20 protein-coding genes are annotated in these 25,205 nt (G+C 67.5%); 2 read left to right on the top strand and 18 right to left on the bottom strand.

The window, feature by feature from the left end; all coding sequences use genetic code 11:
- Window positions 1-6: 6 nt before the first annotated feature.
- The 3 genes from ACFK0J_RS12920 to ACFK0J_RS12910 form a co-directional block, all read right to left on the bottom strand.
- Window positions 7-1,638 carry an ABC transporter substrate-binding protein gene (locus ACFK0J_RS12920; protein ID WP_378739729.1) on the bottom strand — a complete coding sequence of 544 codons (1,632 nt, stop codon included), beginning with the start codon at window positions 1,636-1,638 and terminating at the stop codon, window positions 7-9.
- Between the two features lie 183 nt (window positions 1,639-1,821).
- On the bottom strand, window positions 1,822-3,453 hold the full coding sequence (locus ACFK0J_RS12915) for an ABC transporter substrate-binding protein (protein WP_378739727.1): 1,632 nt from the start codon (window positions 3,451-3,453) through the stop codon (window positions 1,822-1,824).
- A gap of 160 nt (window positions 3,454-3,613) precedes the next feature.
- Window positions 3,614-5,395, bottom strand: a complete 1,782-nt coding sequence (locus tag ACFK0J_RS12910) for a gamma-glutamyltransferase family protein (protein WP_378739725.1) — start codon at window positions 5,393-5,395, stop codon at window positions 3,614-3,616.
- 71 nt (window positions 5,396-5,466) lie between these two features.
- On the opposite strand from ACFK0J_RS12910, the gene ACFK0J_RS12905 reads away from it, so the two are divergent.
- Window positions 5,467-6,369 carry a LysR family transcriptional regulator gene (locus ACFK0J_RS12905; protein WP_218476166.1) on the top strand — a complete coding sequence of 301 codons (903 nt, stop codon included), beginning with the start codon at window positions 5,467-5,469 and terminating at the stop codon, window positions 6,367-6,369.
- Between the two features lie 44 nt (window positions 6,370-6,413).
- Here ACFK0J_RS12905 and ppc read toward each other — a convergent pair whose 3' ends face one another.
- The 13 genes from ppc to ACFK0J_RS12840 all read right to left on the bottom strand — a co-directional run bounded on the left by ppc (window position 6,414) and on the right by ACFK0J_RS12840 (window position 23,238).
- Window positions 6,414-9,221 (bottom strand): phosphoenolpyruvate carboxylase, encoded by a 2,808-nt coding sequence (ppc, locus tag ACFK0J_RS12900; RefSeq protein ID WP_378739723.1) that lies wholly within the window; start codon window positions 9,219-9,221, stop codon window positions 6,414-6,416.
- Window positions 9,222-9,355: 134 nt separating this feature from the next.
- Window positions 9,356-9,775 (bottom strand): VOC family protein, encoded by a 420-nt coding sequence (locus ACFK0J_RS12895; RefSeq protein WP_378739721.1) that lies wholly within the window; start codon window positions 9,773-9,775, stop codon window positions 9,356-9,358.
- A gap of 304 nt (window positions 9,776-10,079) precedes the next feature.
- Complete coding sequence (locus ACFK0J_RS12890) at window positions 10,080-10,616, bottom strand: sugar O-acetyltransferase (protein WP_378742807.1); 537 nt, start codon at window positions 10,614-10,616, stop codon at window positions 10,080-10,082.
- A gap of 104 nt (window positions 10,617-10,720) precedes the next feature.
- Window positions 10,721-11,263 carry an ATP/GTP-binding protein gene (locus ACFK0J_RS12885; RefSeq protein ID WP_378742805.1) on the bottom strand — a complete coding sequence of 181 codons (543 nt, stop codon included), beginning with the start codon at window positions 11,261-11,263 and terminating at the stop codon, window positions 10,721-10,723.
- Window positions 11,264-11,312: 49 nt separating this feature from the next.
- Window positions 11,313-11,756, bottom strand: a complete 444-nt coding sequence (locus tag ACFK0J_RS12880) for a DUF742 domain-containing protein (RefSeq protein WP_246634498.1) — start codon at window positions 11,754-11,756, stop codon at window positions 11,313-11,315.
- Complete coding sequence (locus ACFK0J_RS12875; RefSeq protein ID WP_218478406.1) at window positions 11,753-12,136, bottom strand: roadblock/LC7 domain-containing protein; 384 nt, start codon at window positions 12,134-12,136, stop codon at window positions 11,753-11,755. Before ACFK0J_RS12875 ends, ACFK0J_RS12880 begins: the two co-directional genes overlap by 4 nt.
- 41 nt (window positions 12,137-12,177) lie before the next feature.
- Window positions 12,178-14,853, bottom strand: a complete 2,676-nt coding sequence (locus tag ACFK0J_RS12870; RefSeq protein ID WP_378739717.1) for a nitrate- and nitrite sensing domain-containing protein — start codon at window positions 14,851-14,853, stop codon at window positions 12,178-12,180.
- A 479-nt stretch (window positions 14,854-15,332) separates the two neighbouring features.
- A complete protein-coding gene (locus ACFK0J_RS12865; protein ID WP_378739714.1) occupies window positions 15,333-16,355 on the bottom strand; it encodes a hypothetical protein in 1,023 nt (340 codons plus the stop codon).
- 45 nt (window positions 16,356-16,400) lie between these two features.
- Window positions 16,401-16,919 (bottom strand): hypothetical protein, encoded by a 519-nt coding sequence (locus ACFK0J_RS12860; RefSeq protein WP_378739712.1) that lies wholly within the window; start codon window positions 16,917-16,919, stop codon window positions 16,401-16,403.
- A gap of 33 nt (window positions 16,920-16,952) precedes the next feature.
- Window positions 16,953-17,720, bottom strand: coding sequence for an alpha/beta hydrolase (locus ACFK0J_RS12855; RefSeq protein WP_378739710.1), 768 nt, complete (start codon window positions 17,718-17,720; stop codon window positions 16,953-16,955).
- A 156-nt stretch (window positions 17,721-17,876) separates the two neighbouring features.
- Window positions 17,877-20,381: a phenylalanine--tRNA ligase subunit beta gene (pheT, locus tag ACFK0J_RS12850; protein ID WP_378739707.1), complete on the bottom strand. Its 2,505-nt coding sequence runs from the start codon at window positions 20,379-20,381 to the stop codon at window positions 17,877-17,879.
- Window positions 20,382-20,429: 48 nt separating this feature from the next.
- Window positions 20,430-21,491, bottom strand: coding sequence for a phenylalanine--tRNA ligase subunit alpha (pheS, locus tag ACFK0J_RS12845; protein WP_378739705.1), 1,062 nt, complete (start codon window positions 21,489-21,491; stop codon window positions 20,430-20,432).
- Window positions 21,492-21,810: 319 nt separating this feature from the next.
- Complete coding sequence (locus ACFK0J_RS12840; RefSeq protein ID WP_378739704.1) at window positions 21,811-23,238, bottom strand: DHA2 family efflux MFS transporter permease subunit; 1,428 nt, start codon at window positions 23,236-23,238, stop codon at window positions 21,811-21,813.
- 106 nt (window positions 23,239-23,344) lie between these two features.
- Here ACFK0J_RS12840 and ACFK0J_RS12835 point away from each other — a divergent pair, with 106 nt between their 5' ends.
- The gene (locus tag ACFK0J_RS12835) at window positions 23,345-23,923 is read left to right on the top strand and encodes a TetR/AcrR family transcriptional regulator (protein WP_378739702.1); all 579 of its coding nucleotides are present in this window, start codon (window positions 23,345-23,347) and stop codon (window positions 23,921-23,923) included.
- Between the two features lie 28 nt (window positions 23,924-23,951).
- Here the strand turns inward: ACFK0J_RS12835 and ACFK0J_RS12830 are convergent, their stop codons facing one another.
- Both ACFK0J_RS12830 and rplT read right to left on the bottom strand, forming a co-directional pair.
- Window positions 23,952-24,764 carry a TrmH family RNA methyltransferase gene (locus ACFK0J_RS12830; protein ID WP_378739700.1) on the bottom strand — a complete coding sequence of 271 codons (813 nt, stop codon included), beginning with the start codon at window positions 24,762-24,764 and terminating at the stop codon, window positions 23,952-23,954.
- Window positions 24,765-24,805: 41 nt separating this feature from the next.
- Window positions 24,806-25,186 (bottom strand): 50S ribosomal protein L20, encoded by a 381-nt coding sequence (rplT, locus tag ACFK0J_RS12825; protein WP_218476138.1) that lies wholly within the window; start codon window positions 25,184-25,186, stop codon window positions 24,806-24,808.
- Window positions 25,187-25,205 lie beyond the last annotated feature (19 nt).

Below are 25,205 nucleotides of genomic sequence, written 5' to 3'. Positions count from 1 at the left end.
GGATTTTCAGCCCTTCCGATCCGCGACGAACGCGGCCTTGCCGAGCCGCACTGCGCCGTCGGCGTACACCTCGATGCCCGTGACCCACGTCGAGTGCACGGTCAAGTTACGCAGACGGTAGGTGTAGATATACGGGTTCTCCCGCTGAATGAATCGCACCGCCTGCTCGTACAGGGCGCCGCGCTGCGCGGCGCTCGTACTGTGCGCGGCCCAGCCAAGGAGGTCGTCCAGGGTGGGCGAGTTGAATCCGCTGTAATTACCGTTCGAACCGGTGGTGAGGAACCGAGAGGTGTTGCCGTCCGGGTCGATCCGGCCCGACCAGCCGAGCAGCAAGGCCTCGTAGGTGCCCTTCTTCTGCGCGTCCAGCATGGTCGAGTACTCGGCGGGCACAATCTTCAGATCGAAGCCGCCCTCGGCGACGCTGTCCCGCAACGCCTGTGCGTACTGGAGCTGATCCTGGACGTTCATCACTTGGATGGTGACCGGATACGGGATCTGCACGCCCGCCTCGGTGAGCAACTCCCTGGACCGCTGCGGATCGAACAGGGGGCAGGCGGTACTGGCGCGGGTGGCGTACGAGGTGCGCGGCGCGATGGGCCCGCAGGCGGGCTCGTACCAGTTGTTGAAGACCTTCTCGACCAGTGCCGGGCGGTTGGTGCTCAGCGAGAACGCCAGCCGGACCCGTGGATCCTTCGCGATCGCGGTATTGATCGGCTTGATCGGTTTACCCGCGCCATCGACATTGCCGATATTGATATACAGGCCCTGGAAGCCGAACGATCCCGACTGCAACACGCGCAACTGCGGATAATTGGCCAGCGCGTCCACGTCCTGCGGCGAGATGGTGTCGGCGACCTGAATGTCACCGGAGCGCAGATTGGACGCGCGCATCTTGGGATCGGCCATGATCCGATAGGTGATGGTGTCGAAGTGCACGTTCTTCGCGTCGTAGTACAGCGGGTCGCGCGCCACCGAGATGGAGGTCTGCGGTACCCGCTTGACGAATTTGAACGGCCCGACGCACACCGGGTGATCGCCGAAGTTCTTGTCCCGCTCCTTCAGCGCGGCGGGCGACATGATCATTCCGGCGCGGTCGGCGAGCGCGGCGGTGATCGGCGCGAACGGCTGCGAGTATTTGATCACCACGTGGGACGCGTCGGCGGCCTCGATATCCTCGATCGCACCCATCTCACCGGTGCGCTGGGAGCCTTCCATCTTCCAGTGCCGCTGCAAGCTGGTCTCGACCGCCGCCGCGTTGAACGGTGTGCCGTCGGCGAATTGGATACCGGTGCGGACCGGAATGGTCACCGTCAGCCCGTCGGGCGAGATATCCGGCAGCGCGGTGGCCAACTGCGGCACCAGGTTTCCGGACGAGTCGTTGTCGTAGAGCTTCTCGCAGACGGTGCTCATCACGTAGCGCATGTAGAGCGAGCTGGACGTGGTCGGGTCGAGCTTGTCGGGATCGTTCGACAGGCCCATCACCAGATCACCGCCCTCACGCACCGGCTGCGTACCAACGGGCGTGCCGTAATCGTCGACGTGCGTCGCGGGCGGGGTCGGATGTTGCGTCGGTGCGCAGGCAGCGAGGACGGCGGCGACGACACCGAGGACCGCCATCCGAGTGGAGCGAACGAGCATGCGCTACAACATACTTCAACATGCTGTATTTTTCGCATCCACCATTCATTTTCGTGCATTGTTCTCTTTAGCGCCACTACCGGAAATGATGGCGACCTGAAAAGGGTACGGGAAATAGCGGTCCGGCGATTCCGGACCGCTATTCCTGTTCGGTGTGCAGCTGCCGTTGCGCGGCGCGCTTTTTCAGTTCTTCGGATCTGTGAAGGCGGCCTTACCGAGTCGCACGACACCGTCGGCGTAGCCCTCGATGCCGGTCACCTGCGTGCTGTGCACGGTCAGCAACCGTTTCCGGTAGGTGTAGAGGTACGGGTTCTCCTGCTGAATGATCTGGGTGGCCTGGCCGTACAGTTCGGCGCGCTGCGCGATATCGCTGGTCCGTGCGGCCCGGGCCAGCACATCGTCGAGTGCGGGTGAGCTGAACCCGCCATAGTTGCCGCCCGAGCCGGTGGTCAGGAACCGGGTGATATTGGCGTCCGGGTCGAGTCGGCCCGACCAGCCGAGCAGCAAGGCCTCGTAGGTGCCGCGCTTCTGCACATCCAGCAGCGTCGAGTATTCGGTGGGCACGATTTTCAGGTCGAAGCCGCCCTCCGCGACGTTGGCCTGCAGCGCCTGGGCGTACCGGAGTTCATCCTGGGTGTTGCTGACCTGCAGCGTGATCGGATACGGCAGCTGCACACCGGCCTCGGCGAGCAATTGCCGCGACCGCTGCGGATCATAAGTGGGGCAGGCGGTTCCGGCGGGCGTGGCGAAGGTGCTCTTCGGCACGATCGCCGAGCAGGCGGGCTCGAACCAGTTGTTGAACACGGTATCGACCAGTGCCTGCCGATCGATGCTCAGCGAGAACGCCTGCCGGACACGCGCATCCTTGGCGAGCGGGGTGTCGATCGGCTTGGCGGGTTTGCCGACACCGTCCACGTTGCCGATATTGAGGTAAATACCTTGGTAGCCGAGCGATCCCGTTTGCAGCAGCCGGAGATCGGGGTCCTTGGCCAGCGCGTCGACATCCTGGGGAGAGATGGTGTCGGCGACCTGGATGTCACCGGAACGCAGGTTCGCCGCGCGAATATTGGCATCGATCATGATCCGGTAGGTGACCTTGTCCAGGTGCACGTTCTTCGCGTCGTAATACAGCGGGTCGCGCTCGACGATGATCGAGGTCTGCGGGATGCGCTTGACGAATTTGAACGGCCCGACACAGACCGGGCGATCACCGAAGTTTTTACCCTCGTCCTTCGCGAGTTCGACCGGCGACATGATCATTCCGGCCCGGTCGGCGAGCGCGGCGGTGATCGGCGCGAACGGCTTCTTGTATCGGATCACCACGTGTGACGGGTCGATCGTCTCGATACCGGCGATCGGGCCCATCTCACTGGTCCGCTGCGAAGTCTTCATGGTGAGGTGCCGGTTCAGGCTGGCCTGCACCGCGGCGGCGTCGAACGGTGTGCCGTCGGCGAACTTGATTCCGGTGCGCACCGGAATGGTCACGGTCAGTCCGTCCTCGGAGATGGCCGGCAGCGCGGTGGCCAACTGCGGCACCAGGTTTCCGGCGGCGTCGTTGTCGTAGAGCTTCTCGCAGATCGAGTTCATGACGTAACGCGTGTAGAGCGAGCTCGAGGTGGTCGGGTCGAGCTTGTCGGGTTCGGCGGACAGGCCCATCACCAGTTCGCCGCCCTCACGTACAGGCTGCGTACCCACGGGCGTGCCGTAATGATCTGTGTGCGTTGCGGTTCCAGCGGGGTGCTGTACCGGTGCGCAGGAGGCGAGCGCGACGGCGGTGACGCCGAGCACCAGCATCCGCGTGAAGCGAGCGAGCATGCGCTACAAGATACTTCAAGGTTTCGCACTTTTCTCGCCGGGTAAACATTTTCGTAGATTGTTCTCTTTTTCGACATCATACGAAACGGCGCGAGCAGAAAAAGGGTACGAAAAATAGCGATCCGGCATTCTCCGGACCGCTATTCCTTTCGCTGTGAAGTTATCGTCCCGCGGCGTAGCCCTGCATGCCGCGAGGATTGGCCCCCGCTGAAAGTACACCGTTTTCCCGGTCGCGAGCCACCGCGCACAACCGGCCTTCCGACCACGGATCGCCCACCGTGACACGGTGGCCGCGTCGTTCCAGGTCGGCGATGACCTCGGTGCCGATCCGCGACTCGACGAACACCGACCCCGGACTCATCGCGCGCGGGTAGAACGAACCGGGAAAGCTTTCCTGGTGCCAGTTCGGCGCGTCGATGGCGCCCTGCAGATCGAGCCCGCCACGCACCTTTTCGCGCATGGCGACGGCGAGAAAGAAATGCAGGCTCCATTGATCCTGTTGATCGCCGCCCGGCGTACCGAACGCCATGACGGCCTCGCCGTCGCGCAATGCCAGCGACGGGCTGAGGGTGGTGCGCGGACGACGGCCCGGCTGTAGCGAATTGGGTAGGCCCGGTTCCAGCCATGCCATCTGTAGTCGGGTGCCGAGTGGGAAACCGAGTTCCGGCACCACCGGATTGGATTGCAGCCAGCCACCACTCGGGGTCGCGGCGATCATATTGCCCCAGCGGTCGACGATATCGAGTTGGCAGGTGTCGCCGCGAGTCGCGCCGGAGGTGGCCACCGTCGGCTCCCCCGCGCCGAGCGGAACCTCCGTGGCGCCAATGGAATTGGTCTGGGTGTAGGCACTCAGTCGGGGCCGCTGGCCGTCCGGGCTGCCGGGCCGCAACTCGTAGGACGCCTGCGGTCCGATCAGCGCGCTGCGCTGGGCGTTGTACCACGGCGACAACAGCGTCGCGAGCGACACCTGCGTGCTGTCGCCGTACCACGCCTCTCGGTCGGCCATCGCGAGCTTCGAGCCCTCGATCAGGGTGTGGTAGTACTCCGGCGTGCCGTATTCCAGCCGTTCGGGCAGCAGCGCCAGTTGCTGCAGCATGACCGGTCCCTGACTCCACAGGCCCGGCTTCGCGACGGTCCAGCCGTTCCAGGTGTAGGTGACCGGATTCTCGTATGAGGCAGCGAAATTCGCGAGGTCGTCGCCGGACAACGCGCCCACGTGCCGCTCACCTGAGGTATCCATGGTCGGATACGCGGCCATCTTGACCAGGGCTTCGGCGATGAACCCCTCCCGCCAGATGCGCCGGGCGGCTTCGATCTGGGCGTCTCGATCCGCGCTCGCTGCCTCGGCTTCGGCGATCAGTCGCCGCCAGGTCGCGGCCAGCGCCGGATTCCGCAGCAGCGCACCGGCGGCGGGCGCCTTGCCGTCGCGCAGGTAGACCTCCGCGGAACTCGTCCACTCGTTCTCGAACAGCTCCTGAACCGTCTGCACGGTCTCGCCGATCCGTTCGACCGCCGGATGTCCGCGCTCGGCATTGCCGATGGCATACGACAGCACCTCGGCGAGCCGCTTGGTGCCGTGATCGCGCAGCAGCACCATCCAGGCGTCGAACGCACCGGGCACCGCGGCGGCCAGCGGACCGGTGCCGGGCACCAGGTCCAGGCCGAGGGCGTTGTAGCGGGCGATCGACGCACCGGCCGGCGCCGGGCCCTGACCGCACAGCACTCGCGGCGGCAGGCCCGCGGGTGCGAGGATGATCGGCACCTCCCCGGCGGGACCGTTCAGGTGCGGCTCGACCACGTGTAACACGAACCCCGCGGCGACCGCCGCGTCGAACGCGTTGCCGTCGTCCTCGAGTACCGCCATCGCGGCGGCCGAGGCGAGCCAGTGGGTGGACGACACCATCCCGAAGGTGCCCTGCAAGGTAGGACGCGTGGTGAACACCAGCCGAGTATCTCCCTACAACGGTACGTACGTCCAAGACATCTATGGCACCAAACCGATAGTCTTTGGTTATGGAACGTAGGCAGTTGGAGTACTTCGTCGCGATCGTGGAACACGGCGGATTCACCCACGCTGCGCGCGCTTTACGGGTAGCTCAGCCGTCGCTGTCGCGAGCGATCGGCAAGCTCGAGCGCGAGCTCGGGGTGGCGCTGTTCCACCGGGTCGGCCGCAATGCCGTCCTCAGCAATGCCGGCGAATTCATGGCCGACCGGGCGCGGCAGGTGCTGCGCGATCTGGACGCGCTGCGGGCCGCCGCGCAGGCGGTCGGCGCGGGTGTCGTCGGCCGGGTCGATGTCGCGGCGACCTCGTCCTCGACGCTGGAGCCGGTGATCAGCACCATCGCCGAACTGCGCGAGCACCACCCCGGTCTGACCGTCGGCACCTGGTCGGCGCTGTCGGCGGCGGAGGTGGTCGCCATGGTGTTGCGCGGGCGCTGTGAGGCGGGCGTGTGCGGCAGCGCGGAGCGACCCGCGGGCCGGGGATTGGTGGCCCATCACCTGCGCGACGAACAGTTTCTGCTCGTCGCGCCGCCGGGCACCGAGATCGGCAGCAACGGCACGGTGACGCCAGAAGACCTGCGCGGCATGAGTTTTGTGATCACCCAGCCCGCCACCGCCGTCCGGGCCCGCTTCGACCGGCTGGCCGCCACCGTGGGCGAGCTGCATATCGCCGCCGAGGTCGGCGACCGCAGCGTCGTACTGCCGATGGTGCTGCGCGGCATCGGCGCGGGCCTGATGCCCGACGGCTGGCACGACCTGGCCTGCCGCGCGGGCGCCGCGGTCTATCGATTCGACCCGCCGGAGAAGCTGCCGCAGTGGCTGGTGCACCGCAGCGGGCCGCTCACCGCGGCGGCGCAGGCGTTCGTCGATACCACGCTCAGCGCCGCCGAACGGGCGCGGTCAGCCACCGCCTGACCGGCGACGTCGGCTGACCGCGCCCCGTCGGGACGAAGGTTTCGCTAGCCCGAGTTGCGCAATGCCGTGGCGAGGCCGTTCATGGTCAGCAGGATGCCGCGCTTCACCAGCTCCGAGTCGTCACCCGCGCGAAGCCTGCGCAACAGCTCCACCTGCATCTGGTTCAACGGCTCCAGGTACGGGAAGCGGTTGTGGATCGATTCGGCCAGTGACGGGTTGTCGGCGAGCAGGTGATCGTTGCCGGTGATCGCCGCGTGCATGCGGATGGTCCTGGCGTGCTCGTCGCGGATCATCCCGAAGATCTGCTCGCGCAGCGTCGCGTCCTCGACCAGCTCGGCGTAGCGGGCGGCGATGTCGAGGTCGCTCTTGGCCATCACCTGGGCCAGATTCGACAGCACGGTGCGGAAGAACGGCCAGCGGCGGTACAGATCGGTCAGGGTCGCCAGCCGGTCGGGATCGCCGCCGATCCACTCCGCCAACGCGGTTCCGGTGCCATACCAACCGGGCAGCATCACCCTGGCCTGGCTCCAGGACATCACCCACGGGATGGCGCGCAGATCCGACACCGAGTTCGTCGGTTTGCGGGAGGCGGGCCTGCTGCCGATGTTCAGGTCGCCGACCTCGGCCACCGGGGTTGACTGCCGGAAATACTCGACGAATCCCGGTGTTTCGTGCACCAGCCGCGAATACGCCGCACGGGCGCGAGCGGCCAGGTCGTCCATCAGCTCGTAGGACGGCTCGGCGTCCGGACCGAGTCCTTCCACGTCGAGCAGCGTGGACTCCAGCGTGCCCGCGATGAGCGACTCCAGGTTCCGATGCGCCGCACCGGGTTCGGCGTACTTGGCGGCGATCACCTCCCCCTGCTCGGTCAGCCGCAGCGAACCGCGCACGGCGCCCGCGGGCTGGGCGAGGATGGCGTCGTAGCTGCGGCCGCCGCCGCGGCCGACGGTGCCGCCGCGACCGTGGAACAGCCGCAACCGAATTCCGGTTTTGCGCGCCACCTCCACCAGATCGAGTTCGGCCCGGTACAGCGCCCAGTTCGCGGCCAGGTACCCGCCGTCCTTGTTCGAATCCGAGTACCCGAGCATCACCTCCTGTCGCATCCCGCGCGCGGCGACCAGGTCCCGATACACCGGGATATCCAGTGCCGCGGCCAGCGTCGCCGCGCCGGCATCGAGGTCCTCGATCGTCTCGAACAGCGGAACGATGCCCACCGAACAGCGCGGCGGCCCGTCCGGCTCGCCGGGATCGAGCAGCCCGCCCTCCTTCAGCAGCAGCGCCGCCTCCAGCATGTCGCTGACCGAGGTACACATGCTGATGATGTAGTTGGGCACCGCCTCGGCGCCGAAGGTGTCCACCACATCGCGTGCGGCACAGACGATGTCGACTTCCTTGCGGGCCAGCTCGCTCAGCCGGGCATACGGACCGAGCAGCGGGCGGCGAGTGCGCAGCTCGGCCGCGAGCAGCTCGACGCGCTGGTGCTCGGGCAGGCCCGGGTAATCCGGATGCACACCGGCCCAGGCCAATAGCTCGGCGACCACCTGCTCGTGGACCTCGGAGTTCTGCCGCATATCCAGGCCCTGCAGGTGGAAGCCGAAGGTTTCGATCGCGTGCCGCAGTGCGGCGAGGCGGTCGTCGGCGAGCAGGCCGTCGCCGCTGGCGCGCAGCGAGGCGTCCACGGCGTCGAGATCGTCCAGCACCGCCTGCGGCGTCGGGTACGGCGGCGCGCCGATATCCAACCCGTTGCGCGGCACCTCGCCGAGCGCGCGCCGGGCGGTCGCCGTCAGCCGACCCCGGATGGTGTGCAGCGCACGGCGATACGGTTCGTCGGCATGGGTGGCCGGATCGGGGTATCCGGCCTCGGCCAGCGCGGCCACCTCGGGTGTCACCGGAACCAGCCGAGCCGACAGCGCCAGCGCCTTCTCCAGCTCCACCAGGTCCCGCAGATACCGGGTGAAGGCGACCGTCGCCGCTTGATGCCCGGCCTGCCGAACCACATCCGCTGTGACATAGGGGTTTCCGTCGCGGTCGCCGCCGATCCACGAGCCGGGCCGCAGGATCGGGCGCGACAGCAGTTCCGCGCCCGGCCAGCGGGAGCGCAGCGCCGCACGCACCTCCGCGTTGATGGCGGGGATCACGTCGAGCAAGGTGAGCTCGTAGTAGCGCAGGCCCACCGAGATCTCGTCCTGAATCCGCAACCGCGCCAACCGGATCAGCGCGGTGCGCCACAGGCTGAGCACCTGCCGACGGATCTGCTGCTCGAATTCGGTGCGCTCCCGCTCGGTGTCGGTGTAGCGCTGGCGCAGCCGCATCAGCTCGGTGATCCGGGTCTGCACATCGAAGACGGTGCGGCGGCGGGTCTCGGTCGGGTGCGCGGTGATCACCGGCGACACCAGCGCGTCGGCCAGCAGGTCGACCACCTCGGCGCCGTCCAGCGCGGCCGCGTCCAGCTTGCGATAGGTGGCGGCCAGCGAGGAATCCTGCGGCGGCTCACCGGCCGCCTCGTGCGCCTTGCGGCGGCGGTCGCGCTGGATGTCCTCGGCCAGGTTGGCCAGCAGCACGAAATAGCTGAACGCGCGGATCAGCGGCAGCGCGACCGCGATGTCGACCCCGTCGAGCATCTCCGCGACCGCGCTGCGCTCGACCTCCGCGCGCCGGACCCGGAACGCCTCGATGCGCACCCGCTCGATGAGGTCGAATACCTCGGGGCCCTCGTGGTCACGGATGGTGTCGCCGAGTACGCCACCCAGAAATCGGATGTCGTCGCGCAGCGGCCGGATGGCGTCCTGTGCGGCCTCCCGCATTCGCGGCTCGCAAGCGCTCGCTTGCGTCTCGCTCGTCGATTCGCCCATGATCAGACAGTATTGCGGTCGACCCGGCGTTGGTATGCGACGGAGCCCACACCCGTGTCGCCCGGGCGGCGGTACCGTGCTTCGGACGGCACCGCGTCGCTAGCGAGGAAGCCCTGAAGATCTACCGATTCGGGTCAGCCGAGCACCTGGGAGAACCTGAGGTGATTGCCCCACGGGTCGCGCAAACCGCAGTCGCGCATGCCGTAGGGCTGCGTGACCGGCTCCTGGGTGACCTCGACGCCCGCGTCGCGCAACCGGGCGAACGTCTCGTCGACGGCATCGGTGGTGAAGATCAGCGTGCCCTGCGCACCGCTCGCCAGCCGGGCCCGCGCCGCCTCGCGCGCCTGCTCGTCCGGCACCATCTCGGGCACCTCGAGCAGGAACTCCAGCCCCGGCTGCGCGGCGGGCCCGACCGTCAGCCAGCGAACCCCGCCGAACGGCAGATCCTGCCGCACCTCGAGCCCGATCACATCCCGATAGAACTCCAGCGCCCTTTCCTGGTCACCGACCAGCACCGCGACATGGGTAAGCGCAAGATCCTTGCCGTTGCTCATTGCATTTCTCCTTCGTTAAGCGGGACAACACTACTGACGGCAGAGCCGAGCGGGATTCATCGGCGCGTGCAGTGTCGGTAGTCACAGCTCAAAAGTATCGCCGCCCTTCGGCCCCAGCGCGATCCAGCACTGGTCTCACCACGAGCCCATCCGGCCGCTCCGCAGCATCGAATAAGCAGCTGTACCAACCACCGCTATCGAGGAGTGCCTCGAGGTCGGCTAGCAATTTGCCCACCCGCCACCGTCGCGTGGTCGCACCACCGGACCGCTGCGGTCCGCCAGTGGCGGGGCGGGCGCTGGTCCGCTACAACTGTCGGATCACTCGCGCCGGGTTGCCTGCCGCGAATACGCCGGGTGGTAGGTCGCGGGTGACGACGCTGCCCGCGCCGACCACGGTGTCGTTCCCGACGGTGACTCCGGGGCATACGATTACGCCGCCGCCGAACCAGACGTTGTCGCCGATCCGGATCGGCGCGGCCGTTTCCCACCGCTGCCTGCGTAATTCGTGGTCTTCCATCGGGTGCAGGGCGGTGAGCAATTGGCATCGTGGCCCGATCGACACGTCGTTGCCGATGCTGATCGGCGCGCAATCGAGCAGGATCGCATCGAAATTCAGGAAACTGTTGGTGCCGATCTCGATCAGATAACCGTAGTCACACTGGAATCGCGGCCTGATCCACGACCCCTCGCCGAACTTTCCGAGTAATTCCCGCAACACGGCGTCGCGCCGCTCGCGCTCTTCGGCTCCGCTCCGATTGACCTCATCGCACAACCGCTGCGCCCGCAGCCGCTCCGCCTCCAGCTCCGGATCATTGTCTCGGTACAACTCCCCGCGGAGCATCCGCTCCTTCATCTCACCCACCCCGCCACCCTAGCGAGCGAACGGGACACGCCAGCGGCAGCTTTCGACGGCTGCCGCGGCTGTGTCCCGTTCGGCGAGAATTCTTACGCGGGGAGGCCCTGCACCGATAGTCGGTGGAACAGGACCTGTTCCAGTAGGGCGACGAGGACTTCCTTGACCGAATCACGGTCGCGGGCATCGCATTCCAGGACCGGGATCCAGTCCTCCAGTTCCAGCGCCTCACGGACCTCGGCAAGGTCGAAATGCGTGCCGTTGTCGAAGCGGTTGACCACCACCACGAATGGCGTCTGCTTTTCCTCGAAGTAATCCAGCACCGGATAGCAGTCGTCGACCCGGCCGGTGTCGACCACGATCACCGCGCCGAGCGCGCCGTCGACCAGGTCGTCCCACAGGAACACGAATCGGTCCTGGCCAGGCGTGCCGAACAGGTAGAGAATCAGCGAGCGGTCCAACGTGATTCGGCCGAAGTCGAGCGCGACGGTGGTCTGCGTCTTCTCCGCGCGCCGACCCGGATCGTCGATGCCGATCGCGACCTCGGTCATCGCGGCCTCGGTGACCAGCGGCTCGATTTCGGAGATCGCGCCGATGAATGTTGTTTTGCCGACGCCGAAACCACCGCTGATCACGATCTTCACCGACGACGGCATAGTCGGAGCGGGCGGCGGGTTGCTGATGTCAGAGTGCCCGTACAAGGTCCCTGATCCTCTCGATGGCAGCGGTAGACAGTTTGTCGGCTTCGCGCACGGTCGCGTAGCCCCCGGCGACGAGGTCGCTGACGACGACCTTCGCGACACCGACGGGAACGCGCAGCGCGGTACCGATTTCGGCGATGGAATGCGGCTGCTGGCACAGCTGCACCACGGTGCGCTGTTCGAATTGCAGCGGTGCCGAGAGCGCCGAAGGCGGCGCCTGCACCAGGGTTTCGATGCGCAAACCGTCCATCAACGGCGTAGTGCGCCCCGCGGTGACGACAAAGGGACGCACAAACTGTTCATCACTGTCGACAAGTTCTTCGGCCGGAGCTTCTTGGCCTGGACGGTCCGGATCGAACCACCCGAACATCTGGTTCATCGGGATCATCCGCGGGTCCGGCAGCCGCGGCCGGTCAGGATCTCTCATCTTCGCAACGTCTCTCGCAACTCGGAAATCAACGTCGGGTCAAGGAGCGACCCGGCGCGCTCGGCAAGTACGGCCATTTCGTAGCCGACCAGACCGACATCGCAACTGCCGTCGGCGATTACACCGAGGCAGCTGCCGTCACCCATGGCCGAGACGAGCAGGAAGCCCCGCTTCATCTCGATCATGATCAGTTTGAGCCCGTCGAACGAGTAACTGCGTGACGCGCTCTTGGCGAGGCTGGCCAGACCGGACACCATAGCGGCGAGCCGGTCGGCGGAGGTCCGGTCCAGACCGTCGGACATGGCGATGAGCAGTCCGTCCGAGGAGACCGCCACGGTGTCACGCACGCCGTCGGTTTCCCGGACGAAGTTCGCGAGCATCCAGTTGAAGGTGTGCGGGTCAGCGCTCGGCAAGTGGGTGGTCACCGGTTCTCCTCTGCGATGGTCTGGTTCGGCGCCGTGTCGTCGGCGCGGGTGTCGTGGTCGCGGGCACCGACATACGGCCGGGTGGACGACGGCGCGGGCGGGGCGCCACGCTCGTGTCCGGCCCGGAACGACGAAAGCATGCTACGGGTTTCCTCCGGCGAGCGTTCCGGAATCGGCGCACGATCCGGACGCTCGGTGCTGCCGGTGGTGTCGCGCCGCGACTCGGTGCCCGGCGCCGTGCCCGCGGTGCGAGACTTCTTGTTGCGCTTGACAAGTCCGTTCCGCGTGGTGCGCGGCCCGGACGGGGCGGAGGCCGCGCCGTTGATGTCGCCTTGCGCACCATGGGATTCGGGCAGCCGCCACATGGTCCCGGTATCGGTCACCAGCCGGTCCTCGTAAACCGGTGGGGTGGAAACGAATTGGGAGTACGCGGAGGTCGGCGGCCCGGAATCGGGTGTGCTGTGCGCCGGACCGGTGGCGTCGTGCCGTGGCGACTCACCGCGCGGTACCGTCCGCTGCGGCCCGGTCCGCGGGCCATCGGTGACCGCGCCGTGGCTCGCGCCATTGCGCTCGCTCGCCGAAACCGTCGGCGCGGCGTGCGCGGGACCGCGCATGCTGGGCGCGATGGGATCGGGTGCGGTGCTGCCGAGGATCTCGGCGGTGGACACCGAGGAGCCGTTGCTGTTCGAGCCGGTTTCCAGGGCGGCGACGCTGTTGGTCTCCGAATCGGCGCCCCACGACCGCTCCAGCCCGGTGCCGGAGATCTTGGCCTGCACGGCGGCGGGCCGCTTGTCCTGTTCCTGGACAAGCAATTCCAACGGCAGCGACATCCGCGCGACGATGCCGCTGACGGGGGAAACGTTCAGTTCGACGGCGATGCCGAGCCGCTCGGCGAGCCGACCGACCACGTAGTGCCCGAGGTAGCGAGTGGGCGCGACGATGAAGTCCTGTTCGCCGCGCAGCCTGGCGTTCGACTGAGCCAGCTGGTCGTGTGGCATGCCGACACCGTGGTCGACGACGGCCAGTAGATACCCCTGCGGCACCCGGCGCCCGTAGATCTCGACTTCCAGATCCGGTGGGGAGAAGGCGAGTCCGTTCTCGATCAGCTCGGCCAGCATGTGCGCGAGTTCGCTGACCACCGCGCCGGTGATGAGCACATCGTCCACCCGGCGCAGCACGACCCGGCGGTAGTCGTCGACCTCGGAAAGACCGGCCCGGATCACGTCGCTCAACGCGATCGGCTGCGCCCACCGGCGCGGGCTCGCCTCACCGACGAGCACCAGCAGGCTTTCGGCGTTGCGGCGCATGCGGGTGGCGAGGTGGTCGAGCTCGAACAGGTTCGACAGACCCTTGGGATCGAGTTCCTCGCGCTCGAATTCACTGATCAGGCCCAGCTGGCGGCGCACCAGGTTCTGGTTGCGGCGGGCCAGGTTGGCCATCGACTCGGTGGTGTTGCGGCGCACCAGCGCCTGCTGCGAGGCGAGTTCGAAGGCGGTGGTCTGCACGCGATCCAGCGCGCCTGCCACGGCGGCGATTTCGGTACTTGCCCCGGGCGGCGCCTGCACGGGCGCGGGCGCTTCCGGCCGACTGTCGTCGGCCCGCGACCACGCCTCGATGACCTCGGGCAGCCGCCGCGATGCTACGTCGTCGGCCTCGCCCGCCAGGGCGGCGAGCGGGCGCACGATGGCGCGCACCGAGGTGATCACCAGCGTGATCATGGCGGCAATGGCGATCACGGCGGCGACGATGAAGCCGATCAGCTTGGTCGCAGCGGAGTTGCGCAGGTCTTCGGCGCGCGCCTGCACGTCTTCGCCTACCGCCTGCTGCACTGTGCGCTGTTCATCGAGGACGCTGGACATCTGCGTCCACCAGGTCATCGGGTCCACCTCGCGGACCAGCGGTCCGTCGCTGGAGGCGATCGCGATGTTCTCCGATTGCTCTGCCCTGGTGGCGTTGTCGCTGAGCATCGCGGCGTCCAGTTTGGCTTGCTGACTCTTGGTCGCGTAGCGGGAGAACGCCGCGAGACCGGCCAGTTTCGTGGAGCGAATCTCCATGAACTGCTGGTACTCACCGCCGTTGAACCGACCGGCGGTGAAGACGCCGTTGAGGAAGCCTCGTTCCTTGTCGACCTCCTCCTTGGCCGCGCCGAGCGCGTACAGGGCCTGCAGCCCGCGCTGGATCTGCGGGTCGCGTGCCTGGTCCAGGCCGAGCGCGAGGCGGTTCAGCGCGCTCACGGCATCGGTGTAGAACTGGAAGACGACCTGCCTGCTGACGCGGCGCGAGTCGATCTGGGTGCGGGTGTTCGCCAGCAGGTTCAGCTGGCCGAGCGCCGCACGCACCTGGTCGGCGCCCGGTGCGTCCGCGGCCGCGGCGGCGGTGAGCACGCCGAGCGCGGAGTCGAGCTTGCCGCGCTGGTCGAGCAGCGGCTGTTGCAGGCGGTTGTCGCCGCCGAGCAGGCCGTTGCTCAGACCGAGCTCGCGCTGGATCTGGTTGGTCAGGTCCTGGACGCTCAGCGCCAGCGACACAGCCTTCACCGTGTCGTTGGACTCGCGGTAGTCCGAAACCTCGCGGAACACAGTGACACCGAGCAGCGCGAGCACCAAAATCAAGGCGAGAGCCAGAATTCGGGTCAGCTGGCCGCCGATGGTGCGCGGCCGTACGATTCCCGCCATTTTGCCGCTGGGCAACCCGAGGGCGTCCGCAGATTTGAGATCCGGTGTGTCCCCGGGCTTTGGTTGCCGTAGACGTGAACGCACCAACCTGCTACTCCTCCGAAAAGCCGGCCGTGACAGCTCCACGACGAGCGCACGGAAAGTCTCCGAGCAAAATCCCATATGCCCGGTCCTGCGTCAACTCGGGGGCCGTGGATCCGTAACTTTGTTCATACTTTTCAACCCAGGCTTCAACCCGTTGCTACCAACTGTCCAGTTTGGGAGCAGAAATGGTGCGGCCGGGGTAATATCCCGCCACTTCAGGCGGGCCTTTCCGGCGAACAGTCGATCAACGAGCACGGGGCCGAAAAGGCGTCCGGCGTTAGCCGATTCGTTGCCCTGGGCGCCTCTCGCGCGACGATCACCGAGACCGTCACACGCCGGTGTGCGCGCAGGTTGCCGAGCACAGCAGCTACCACTCAGCACGTGACAGGCGGTGGCTACGCGTCGCCAAGAATCGCGAGTACCTTCTCGGACAGGTAGAACGGCTCGAGCCGCTCCCGAATCAGCTTGGCCAGCACGCCGTTCCGCTTCGCGCCATCGATGACCGCGGGGCCGTAGCGCAGGATCTCGGTGGTGATGTCGGCACCGGTCAGGCCGAGCTCGGGCAGCATGGCCGCGAGCGTGTAATCGCCGTACTTGGTGAAGAATACGTCGACACATTCATCGACGAGCAGGCCGAAGTATTCCTTCTCCCGAGTGGTGATCGCGATTTCGTAGCAGATCAGTACCAGCTCGTTCAGGTCGCGCTGTGACAGATAATCGCGCAGGCCGCTGACCGGCTCGTCGGCATGCAGATCCCAGAATTCCATGGCGGCGTCGTGCACCGGTGCGTCGCGCAGCATTTCGCGGATCGCGTTGTTGGTGCGCTTGAGCGCGAAAACCGCGCCCTTGCCCGCCATGTCGCCGATGAAGGTGCTCTCGGTCGCCTTCCGCGCGGTCTTGGCGGCCGACTGGCCCATCGAGATCAGCGAGGAAACACCGGGGATTTTCCCGGCCATCTGCTTGTTGGCCTCCATGAAGTCGGAGATCAACTTGTCGACGAACTTCGACGCGACGGTGGCGACCAGCGGGCTCTCGGTGAGCCGGTCCAGAATGCGTTCCTGTGCCTGGTGCATGCCGAAGATCTTCTCCAGCAGCGCCTCGACCGGTTCACGGTCGACTACCTGACCGAGGGTGTAATCGTTGTTGTTCGCGATGTGGTCGTAGATCGAATCCGCGAAAACCCCGACCATATCGGCGATCACGGGACTGCCGCCGATCAGATCGATGATCGTCGAGACGGTCTGCTTGGCCTGATCGACCTCGACGACATCGCGGAAGATCAACGTGTCCGCGACACCGAGCACCGACTCGACATCGCGGGCAACGACTTCCGCGAACCGGTCGCCGGTCACCTCGGCCAGCACGAACTCCACCTGGGCATCGAGTAGCCGTTCGGCAATCTCACGCGGCTCTGTCATCGCGGTTCCACCCATCACAGTCGAAGTACGGTGCGCTCGGCCAGGTTACGGTCCCGATGTTTCGGTGTCGTTGCCGTGCAACGACTTCCGAATCTGGTCCAGGCGCTCACGCGCGGCTTTCTCGCGCGCGTCCCATTGCTCGTCCGCGCTGCGGCCCGCCGGGGTCTGCTGGTCGAGCTCGCTCATCCCCTGCGCGGTGCCGAAGCGCTGCTCGACCTTATCGCGAACTGACCCCCAAGTAGGGACGCCGGAAGGCGAATATTCACCCGTCTCAGTCGGTGCTGAGGTACCGGTCGGCGGTACCGGTACCGGCGGTACCGCGGAAGTGCCTCCGACCTGCCCGGATACGTCGTGCAGCGGCGGTGCGTCATGCACGGATGTGGGCATCGTGGTAGGAGTCACACCACCACCCGACGTTGCATCACCGGTTTCGAGCAGCCCGAGCAGTGCCGCGTGCACGACCTGGAAGCCGGGCCGTTCCGCGGTGGCGACCAGCAATACTCCGACCAATTCCTGGTCGGACAGTGCGGCTAAACGGGCCGCGATCTCGCTGTTTTCAGTCATACGCCCAGGCTACGCAGCCAGCACGGCGACGGCTTATTGCCGGACGACGGCACCGGCCCAGTCGCGTACCAATGCGAACCAGGCGGCGCCGCCGACCATGATCAGGTCGTTGTGCCCCGCGCCGGGGAAGATCTCCAGGCGTTTCGGTTCCCGGGCGGCGGCGTAGAGGCGTTCGGCGTGCCGCAGTGGCAGGAGTTCGTCTTGATCACCGTGCATGATCAGGACCGGGGTGCGCAGCGTGCGGATGCGACGTTCGTTGGGGTAGGCGTCCGGGACGAAGGGACGCGGCAGGAACGGGTAGACCGATCTGGCGGCGTCGCGGAGGCCGGAGAACGTCGACATCAACATCAGACCGGCTGGCGGGTGCGCCTGGGCGAGTTCGAGCATGACGCCGCCGCCGAGTGATTTACCCAGGTAGACAACGCGGTTCGGATCGACACCGGGTTGTTCGAGCAGCACCTGCCGCGCGGCACGCGCATCGAGGTAGGTGCCACGCTCGGTGGGTCGGCCGGTGCTGCGCCCATAACCCCGGTAGTCGAACGCGAGCACATCGAACCCGGCCTCGACGAGCAGCGCGAACAGCGGCACCCGATCACCGATATTGCCCGCGTTGCCGTGCGCGAACAGGATGTGCCCGACCGACTTCGGCGCGGGCAACCACCACCCGTGCAGAGTCTCTCCATCCGCCGTACCGATGGACAGATCGGCATACTCCATCCCCAGAATGGCAGGCGTCTGCACGATCTGCCGATCCGGCAAATAGGTCAACGCGTTCAGTATCGAACTGGCCGGGTGTCGCATGCCTAAGTTCTTACCCCTCCTCCCGCCGATGCGCGTCACTCGGCTCGCATGACCCCCGAAACCGCCAGCTCCGCTGGGTGAGCCGCGCACCGTTTGTGCGGCCGCACACCCTGTGTAGCGGGCGTGCGGCCGACACGGAGGGTGTGCGGCTCGGGGTCAGGCGCGGAGGACCGCGCCTACGGCCTCGGCCGCCGCGGCTACCGCGGCGTCGCGGGCGGCGCTTGCCTCGTCTTCGGTGAGGGTGCGGTCGGTGGCGCGGAAGCGGAGGGCGTAGGTGAGGGATTTGCGGCCCTCGCCTGCTTGGGCGCCCTCGTAGACGTCGAACAGGGCGATGTCTTCGAGGAGGTCGCCGCCGCCGGTGCGCAGGGCCGACTCGACCGAGGCGGCGGGCGTGGCTTTCTCGACGCTGATCGAGACGTCCTGGAGCACGGCGGGGAACGGGGAAATTGTTGGGGCCGGGCGGGATTCGAGCAACGGCAGAGCATCGAGGTCGAGTTCGACGGCGCAGGTGCGCTGCGGCAGGCCGGAACGTTCCAGCACGGCGGGGTGCAGTTCGCCCGCGTAGCCGACGACCGCACCGTCGACGAGCAGTTCGGCGCAGCGGCCGGGATGCCAGGGCAGCTGGGCGGCGGGGCGGCGCTCGAGCGTGACGCCCGCCGCGTCGGCGACGATGTCGGCCAAGGCGAACGCGTCGGCGGCCTCGGCCGGACGGCCCTGGCCCCACGGTCCACGCGGTTCGCGACGGCCGGTGAGGACGGCCGCGACGTGCACGGGCTGCGCGGGCAGCGAGTCGAGCAGTTCGGTGATCTGCTCGTCGGTGGGGCGACGATCGACCGGCAGCGCCTCGACCGGATGCACGTTCTCGCCGGGCAGCACCACCTGCGCGATGCCGTAGATGGTGAGGTCACGCGCGCCACGAGAGATGTTGCGGGCGGCCACTTCCAGCAGTCCGGGCAGCAGCGTGGTGGCCAGCTCGGAGCGCTCGACATCGAGCGGGTTCAGCACCCGGGTGGTCGCCCGGCGCGGGTCGTCGGCGTCCAGACCCCAGGTGTCGAAGACACCGGCGGCCAGGAATACCGGCGCGGGCACCTCGACGGCACCGGCGAAGGCCAGCGCCCGGCTGACCGCGCGGCGACGACGCTGGGTCGCGGTCAGCCCGCGCCCGGCGGGCGCGGTGGGCAGCACGGACGGGATCTGCTCGAGGCCCTCCAGCCGGAGCACCTCTTCGACCAGGTCGGCGGGCTGGGCCAGGTCCGGTCGCCAGCTCGGCGGAGTGACTTCCAGCTGGCCGTGTCCGGTGCTCTCGTCGACGGCGACCTCGACGAGGCAGCCGATCTGAGCCAGGCGGCGCGCGGAGGTACCGGTCGGGTAGGTGACACCGGCGACCCGGTCGGCCAGGTCGATGTCCATCCGGATCGGCGGCGCGGGCGGCACCGGGACGCGGACGTCGGTGAGCGCGGGTTCGACAGTGCCACCGGCGATTTCGGCCAGCAGGTGGGCGGCTCGGTCGAGCGCGGCCACATTGATCTCCGGGTCGACCACCCGCTCGTACCGCTTGCCCGCCTCGGACACCAGCTTGTGCCTGCGCGCGGTGCGGTAGACGAGCAGCGGGTTCCAGGTGGCCGCTTCCAGCACGACATCGGTCGTCTCGGTGCCGATTTCGGTGGTCGCGCCGCCCATGATGCCTGCCAGCGAGATAACGCCGGAATCGTCGGCGATCACCACGTCCTCGGCGTCGAGCACGCGCTCGACCTCATCGAGGGTGCGCAGCGTCTCGCCCTTGTTCGCGGTACGCACCACCAAGCCGCCGTTCAGCTTGCCGCCATCGAAGGTGTGCAGCGGCTGGCCCAGTTCGAGCATGACGTAGTTGGCGACGTCGACGGCCGCGGAGATGGGCCGCACGCCGGACAGCAGCAGCCTGCGCTGTAACCACCAGGGGCTCACCGCGTTCGGGTCGATGCCGGTGACCCGGCGCACGGCGAAGCGGGTGCACTTGGATTCGGGTTCGAGCCGGACCGGCCAGGCGTCGCGCTCGTCGTCCGGCAGGGTGCGCACGGCGGGGTCGGCGTAGTCGAGGTCGAAACCGCAGGCGAGTTCGCGGGCCAGGCCGCGCACCGAGAAGCAGTAGCCGCGGTCCGGGGTGATGTTGAGCTCGATGACCGTATCGTCCAGGCCGAGCAGCTCGTTCGCGTCCGCGCCCGGCTCGGCGGTGCCCGGCTCGAGCACCAGGATGCCGGAATGGTCCTTGCCGATGCCGAGTTCGGCGACCGAGCAGATCATGCCGTTGGAGACGTGCCCATAGGTCTTGCGCGAGGAGATGGCGAAGCCGCCGGGCAGCACCCCACCGGGCAGCACCACGACGACCAGATCGCCGACGGCGAAGTTGGTTGCGCCGCAGACGATCTCCTGCAGGTCAGGATTGCCGACATCCACCTTGCAGAACCGGATCGGCTTCTTGAACTCGGTCAGCTCGGTGATCTCGGCGACCCGGCCGACGACCAGCGGCTTGTCGATATCACCGGAGACCGGCTGAAGCTTGTCCACCTCTTCGACCTCGAGCCCCACCCGGACGAAGCCCGCGTCGAGCTCTTCCGGCGTCACCGACCAGTCGGGGTTGGTGCGCTGGATGATATCGGTCAGCCAGGACTGCGCTACTCGCACTTGACGTTTCGCTCTCTCGATCGAAGGGAGTTCTTGAGGGGACCCAGCTCAGGACCGGACGCCGAACGGCAGCGTGAAACGCACGTCGCCCTCGACGATGTCGCGCATGTCCGGGATGCCGTTGCGGAACTGCAGGGTCCGCTCCAGGCCCATGCCGAACGCGAACCCGCTGTACACCTCGGGATCGATCCCGCTGGCGATCAGCACCTTCGGGTTCACCATGCCGCAGCCGCCCCACTCGACCCAGCCCGCGCCGCCCTTCTTGTCCGGGAACCAGACGTCGACCTCGGCGGAGGGCTCGGTGAACGGAAAGTAGTTGGGGCGCATCCTGGTTCGCGTGTCCGGCCCGAACAGCGCCCGCGCGAACGCGTCCAGCGTGCCGCGCAGGTGCGCCATGGTCAGGCCCTTGTCCACGGCCAGCCCCTCCACCTGGGAGAACACCGGGGTGTGCGTGGCGTCGAGCTCGTCGGTGCGGAAGGTGCGGCCGGGGCACACCACGTAGATCGGCAGCTCGCGTTCCAGCAGCGAGCGCACCTGCACCGGGGAGGTGTGCGTGCGCAGCACCTGCCGCGAGCCTTCCGGCGCGATGTGGAAGGTGTCCTGCATGGTGCGGGCAGGATGGTCGGGCAGGAAGTTGAGCGCGTCGAAATTGAAGTGCTCGGTCTCCACCTCCGGGCCCTCGGCGACCTCCCAGCCCATCGCGACGAACACGTCGGCGATCTGCTCGGAGATGACGGTGATCGGGTGGCGCGCGCCGACCGGCTGGCGACGGGCGGGCAATGTCACGTCGATCGCCTCGGCCACCAGCACCGCCGCGTCCCGCTCGGCGAGCAGCACCGCACGGCGGGCCTCGAACGCCTCGGACACCCGGGCCCGGGCGATATTGACGCGCTTGCCCGCGTCGGCCTTCTCGGCCTTGGGAAGGCTGCCCAATGCGCGCTGGGCCAGCGCGAGCGGGGCCTTGCCGCCGAGATGCTCGGTTTTCGCGACCGCGAGCGCATCCAGGTCGGCCGCAGCGGCAAACGCCTTCTCGGCGGCCGCCGCCGCAGCGGCCAGTGCCTCCTCGGTCAGCGTCGCGTTCTGCTCGACTGCGTCGTTGTCGTCGGCCACGATGGTTCGACTCTCCCCTGGGGATCGGTTCGCGGGTACGGCTCGTTCCCTACCCACATTGCTGCTGGTGGAATCCTATTGGATGCGCCATATCCGATTCACGCGGATTCCCCGCCACGCCCCGGCAACCCCATTCCGCCGCATCACAGCGCCCCAATTGCGAGGATTGTCACAGCGCCACGGGGCGTTTCCCTGAGCGCGGGACAACACCTGACCGGTTGACGACAGGACATCATTTTCTGGCGTCTTCTACGGCTGAACCTGTCGCACCCCTGATGCCAGCCGCACCCCTTGGCGTGTGCGGCTGGCACAGGTCGGGCTAGGCGGACGTGATCCGTCCAGGCACCAGGAGTGAGATCACGGCGCCGACCGCGACGATGGCGGCGCCTGCCCAAATCGCCGGAACAAGGCCATCTACGTAGGCCTGCGGGCTGAGAAACGAACCGCGCGAGGCGAATATCGACGCGAGCACGGCGACGCCCATCGCGATACCCACTTCGCGCAGTGTGCTGTTGGTGCCCGAAGCCATGGCCCGGTCGTCCGGCGCGGCACTGGCCATCACCACCGTGGCGCTCGGCGTGAGGATCAGTCCCATGCCGACCCCGGCGAGCAGGAACGGTCCGATGAAGGGGCCATAGTCGACGTCGACGGTGGTGATCGCCGCCATCCACCCCAGCGCGATCGCCAGCATCAGCTGACCGGTCACCAGCAGCGCCCGCGCGCCGACCCGGTCGACGAGCAGTCCCGCGATCGGGGCGACCACCATCGGAGCCATGGTCCACGGCATGGTGCGGAGCCCGGATTCCAGCGCGCTGTAGCCCTGCACCACCTGGAAGTACTGGGCCAGCAGGAAGATCGAGCCGAAGACACCGGCCGAGAACATGAAGCTGGTGGCATTGCCGATCCCGAAGGCACGCGACCGGAACAGCCGCAGCGGCAACATCGGATCCGGTGTCGTCAGCTCCCACGCCACCAGAGCGGCCAGCAGCACCGCGCCACCGATCAGTCCGGACAGCACGGTGGCCGAGGTCCAGCCGTCATCGGCGCCATGGATCACCCCCCACACCACCGCGAGCACCCCGCTCGCCGACAAGACCAGGCCAACCAGGTCGAGCCGCCTGCCGCCGCCGGACGACTCGCGCAGCACTCGGGCCGCGAACGGCAACACCGCGACGCCGATGGGCACGTTCAGCCAGAAGATCCACTGCCAGCTCAACCCGTCCACCACGACACCGCCGATGAGCGGCCCGACCGCGACGCCGAGTCCGGCGATGCCACCCCAGATCCCAATGGCCATATTTCGCATGCGCTCGGGCACCGCCGCCGACAGCAGCGTCAGGGACAGCGGCAGCACCGCGGCAGCGCCGAAACCCTGCACGACCCTGGCGGCGATCAACATCCACGGCTCCGTGCTCAGCGCACAGGCCGCCGAAGCCACCGTGAACAGCGCGATCCCCGCCAGGAAGATCCGGCGGCGGCCGAGCCGGTCACCGATCGCCGAGACGGTGAGCAGCAGCGAGGCGAAGGACAGCGTGTAGGCGTTGACGAACCACTGCAGATCGGTCAGCGAGGCGCCGAGCTCGGTGCGAATTACCGGTAGCGCGAAGGTCACCACGAGGTTGTCCAGCGTGACCATGAACATCGGGATGCCGACCGCGGCCAGCACGGCAGCGACCATGCGTCCACCGACGGGTTTCCCCGGTGCGGCAGTGGCCGGCGAGGCGGCGGGTTCGAGGGTTTCGGTCATATCCGGCCTTTGTTGTAATTGACTGATAACTAACGTCTCGTAGAGTATGCATCGACTGATAACATGTCAACGCGGGGCGGGGTTCGAGTGAACGGAGTGCAGCATCATGTCGAGTTCGTCCAGAGTCCGGATGACCGCAGCCGAACGCGGCGAGCAGGTGCTCCAAGCGGCCGTGTCGGCCTTCGCCGAATCCGGCTACGCGGGCACCCGGACCGACGAAATCGCCAGGCGCGCAGGTGTTTCCCAGCCATATGTGATTCGGCTCTTCGGCACCAAGCAGCAGTTGTTCATCGCCGCGATGCATCGCGTGTGCGATCGGATCGAGGAGATCTTCCGGTCGGCGCGGCAGGCCGCAGACGCTGATGCGACGCCGGAGCGGGCGCTACTCGCCCTCGGTCGCGGTTACGAGATCTTCTTGGCCGAACGGGAATTGCTGCAAGTCTTCCTGCACGGCTTCGCCGCGAGCGCGGACCCGGCGATCGGCAATGACGTACGCGACCGCTTCGGCATGGTCTTCGATTTGGTGCGCGAGCTGACCGGCGCGCCGACGTCGGAGATTCGCCGTTTCATGGCCACCGGGATGCTGCTCACCGTGATGAGCGCGATGCAGGTGGCGGGTCCCGATGCGGTTCCGGCGCCGTGGGCGGCCGAGATCCTGGCTGATCTACCGGCCACCGAGGCTTGACCGGCACCCTTGCGCCTGCGCAGGGATGCTATTGCGCGCGAGCCGCTTTGGCGTGCTGGACGCGGGAGCTCGCGTAGAGGCAGATCGAGGCGGCGGCGGCGAGATTCAGGCTCTCGGCCCGGCCGTGGATGGGGATGCGAATGCGATGGTCGGCGCGGGCGGCGACGGCCGGGTCGAGACCGTGCGCCTCGTTGCCGAACAGCCAGGCGATCGGCCCGGTGAACAATTCGTCGGCCTCGTCCAGGTCGACCTCGCCGTTCGCGGCGGTGGCCAGGATCGTGATGCCCGCTGCGGCAAGGGAATCCAACGTGCCGGTGACATCGCGGTGACGGGCGATGGGGACGTGGAACAGGCTGCCCGCGCTGGCGCGCACGCATTTGCCGTTGTGCGGGTCGACGGTGTCCCCCGCCAGCACCACACCATCGGCTCCGACGGCGTCGGCCACCCGAATGAGCGTGCCCGCGTTGCCGGGTTCGGCGATCTCGACCGGCACGGCCAGCATGCGCGGGTGGGTCGCGAGCACGTCGGCCAGCGGCACATCGATCAGTTCGCAGACCGCGACAAGCCCTGGCGCGGTGACGGTTTCGCCGAGTTGTGCGGCGGCGCGGTCGCTGACCAGCGTGCTGCGCACGCCCATCCCGGCGGCCCCGGCGACCAGTTCGTGTTCGCGGGCCGCGGCACCGGCGGAATAGAACAACTCCCGCACCCGTCCGGTATCCAGGGCGGCCGCAACGGAATTGGCGCCTTCGGCGAGGAAGAGTCCGGTCTTGCGGCGCTGGGCGCCGCGATGCAGCTTGACAGCGGAAACGACCCGTGGATTGCGCTCGGAGAGCGCGTCCACGGGTCGTTCCGAGGGGTGTCCGTTCGTCACGTAACCCTGGCTCAAGCGGCCGGGGCGTTGACGTCCTGGGGCAGCGCGGCCTTGGCGATCGCGACGAGACCGGCGAAGGCATCGGCGTCGGAGACGGCGAGCTCGGCGAGGTTCTTGCGGTCCACCTCGACACCGGCGGCCTTCAGGCCCTGGATGAGACGGTTGTAGGTGATGTCGTTCAGCCGCGCCGCGGCGTTGATGCGGGTGATCCAGAGCTTGCGGAAGTCACCCTTGCGCGCCCGGCGGTCCCGGTAGGCGTAGGTGAGCGAGTGCAGCTGCTGTTCCTTGGCCTTGCGGTACAGCCGCGAGCGCTGGCCGCGGTAGCCCTTGGAGGCCTCGAGGATGGAACGACGCTTCTTTTGAGCGTTGACGGCCCTTTTGACGCGTGCCATGGGTCAGTCCTTTGTCGAT

The sequence above is a fragment of the Nocardia brasiliensis genome (genome assembly GCF_042691675.1).
GTDB lineage: Bacteria > Actinomycetota > Actinomycetes > Mycobacteriales > Mycobacteriaceae > Nocardia > Nocardia brasiliensis_D.
The sequence above is the reverse complement of the archived record's forward strand: the minus strand, read 5'-3'. Positions and strand labels throughout refer to the sequence as shown.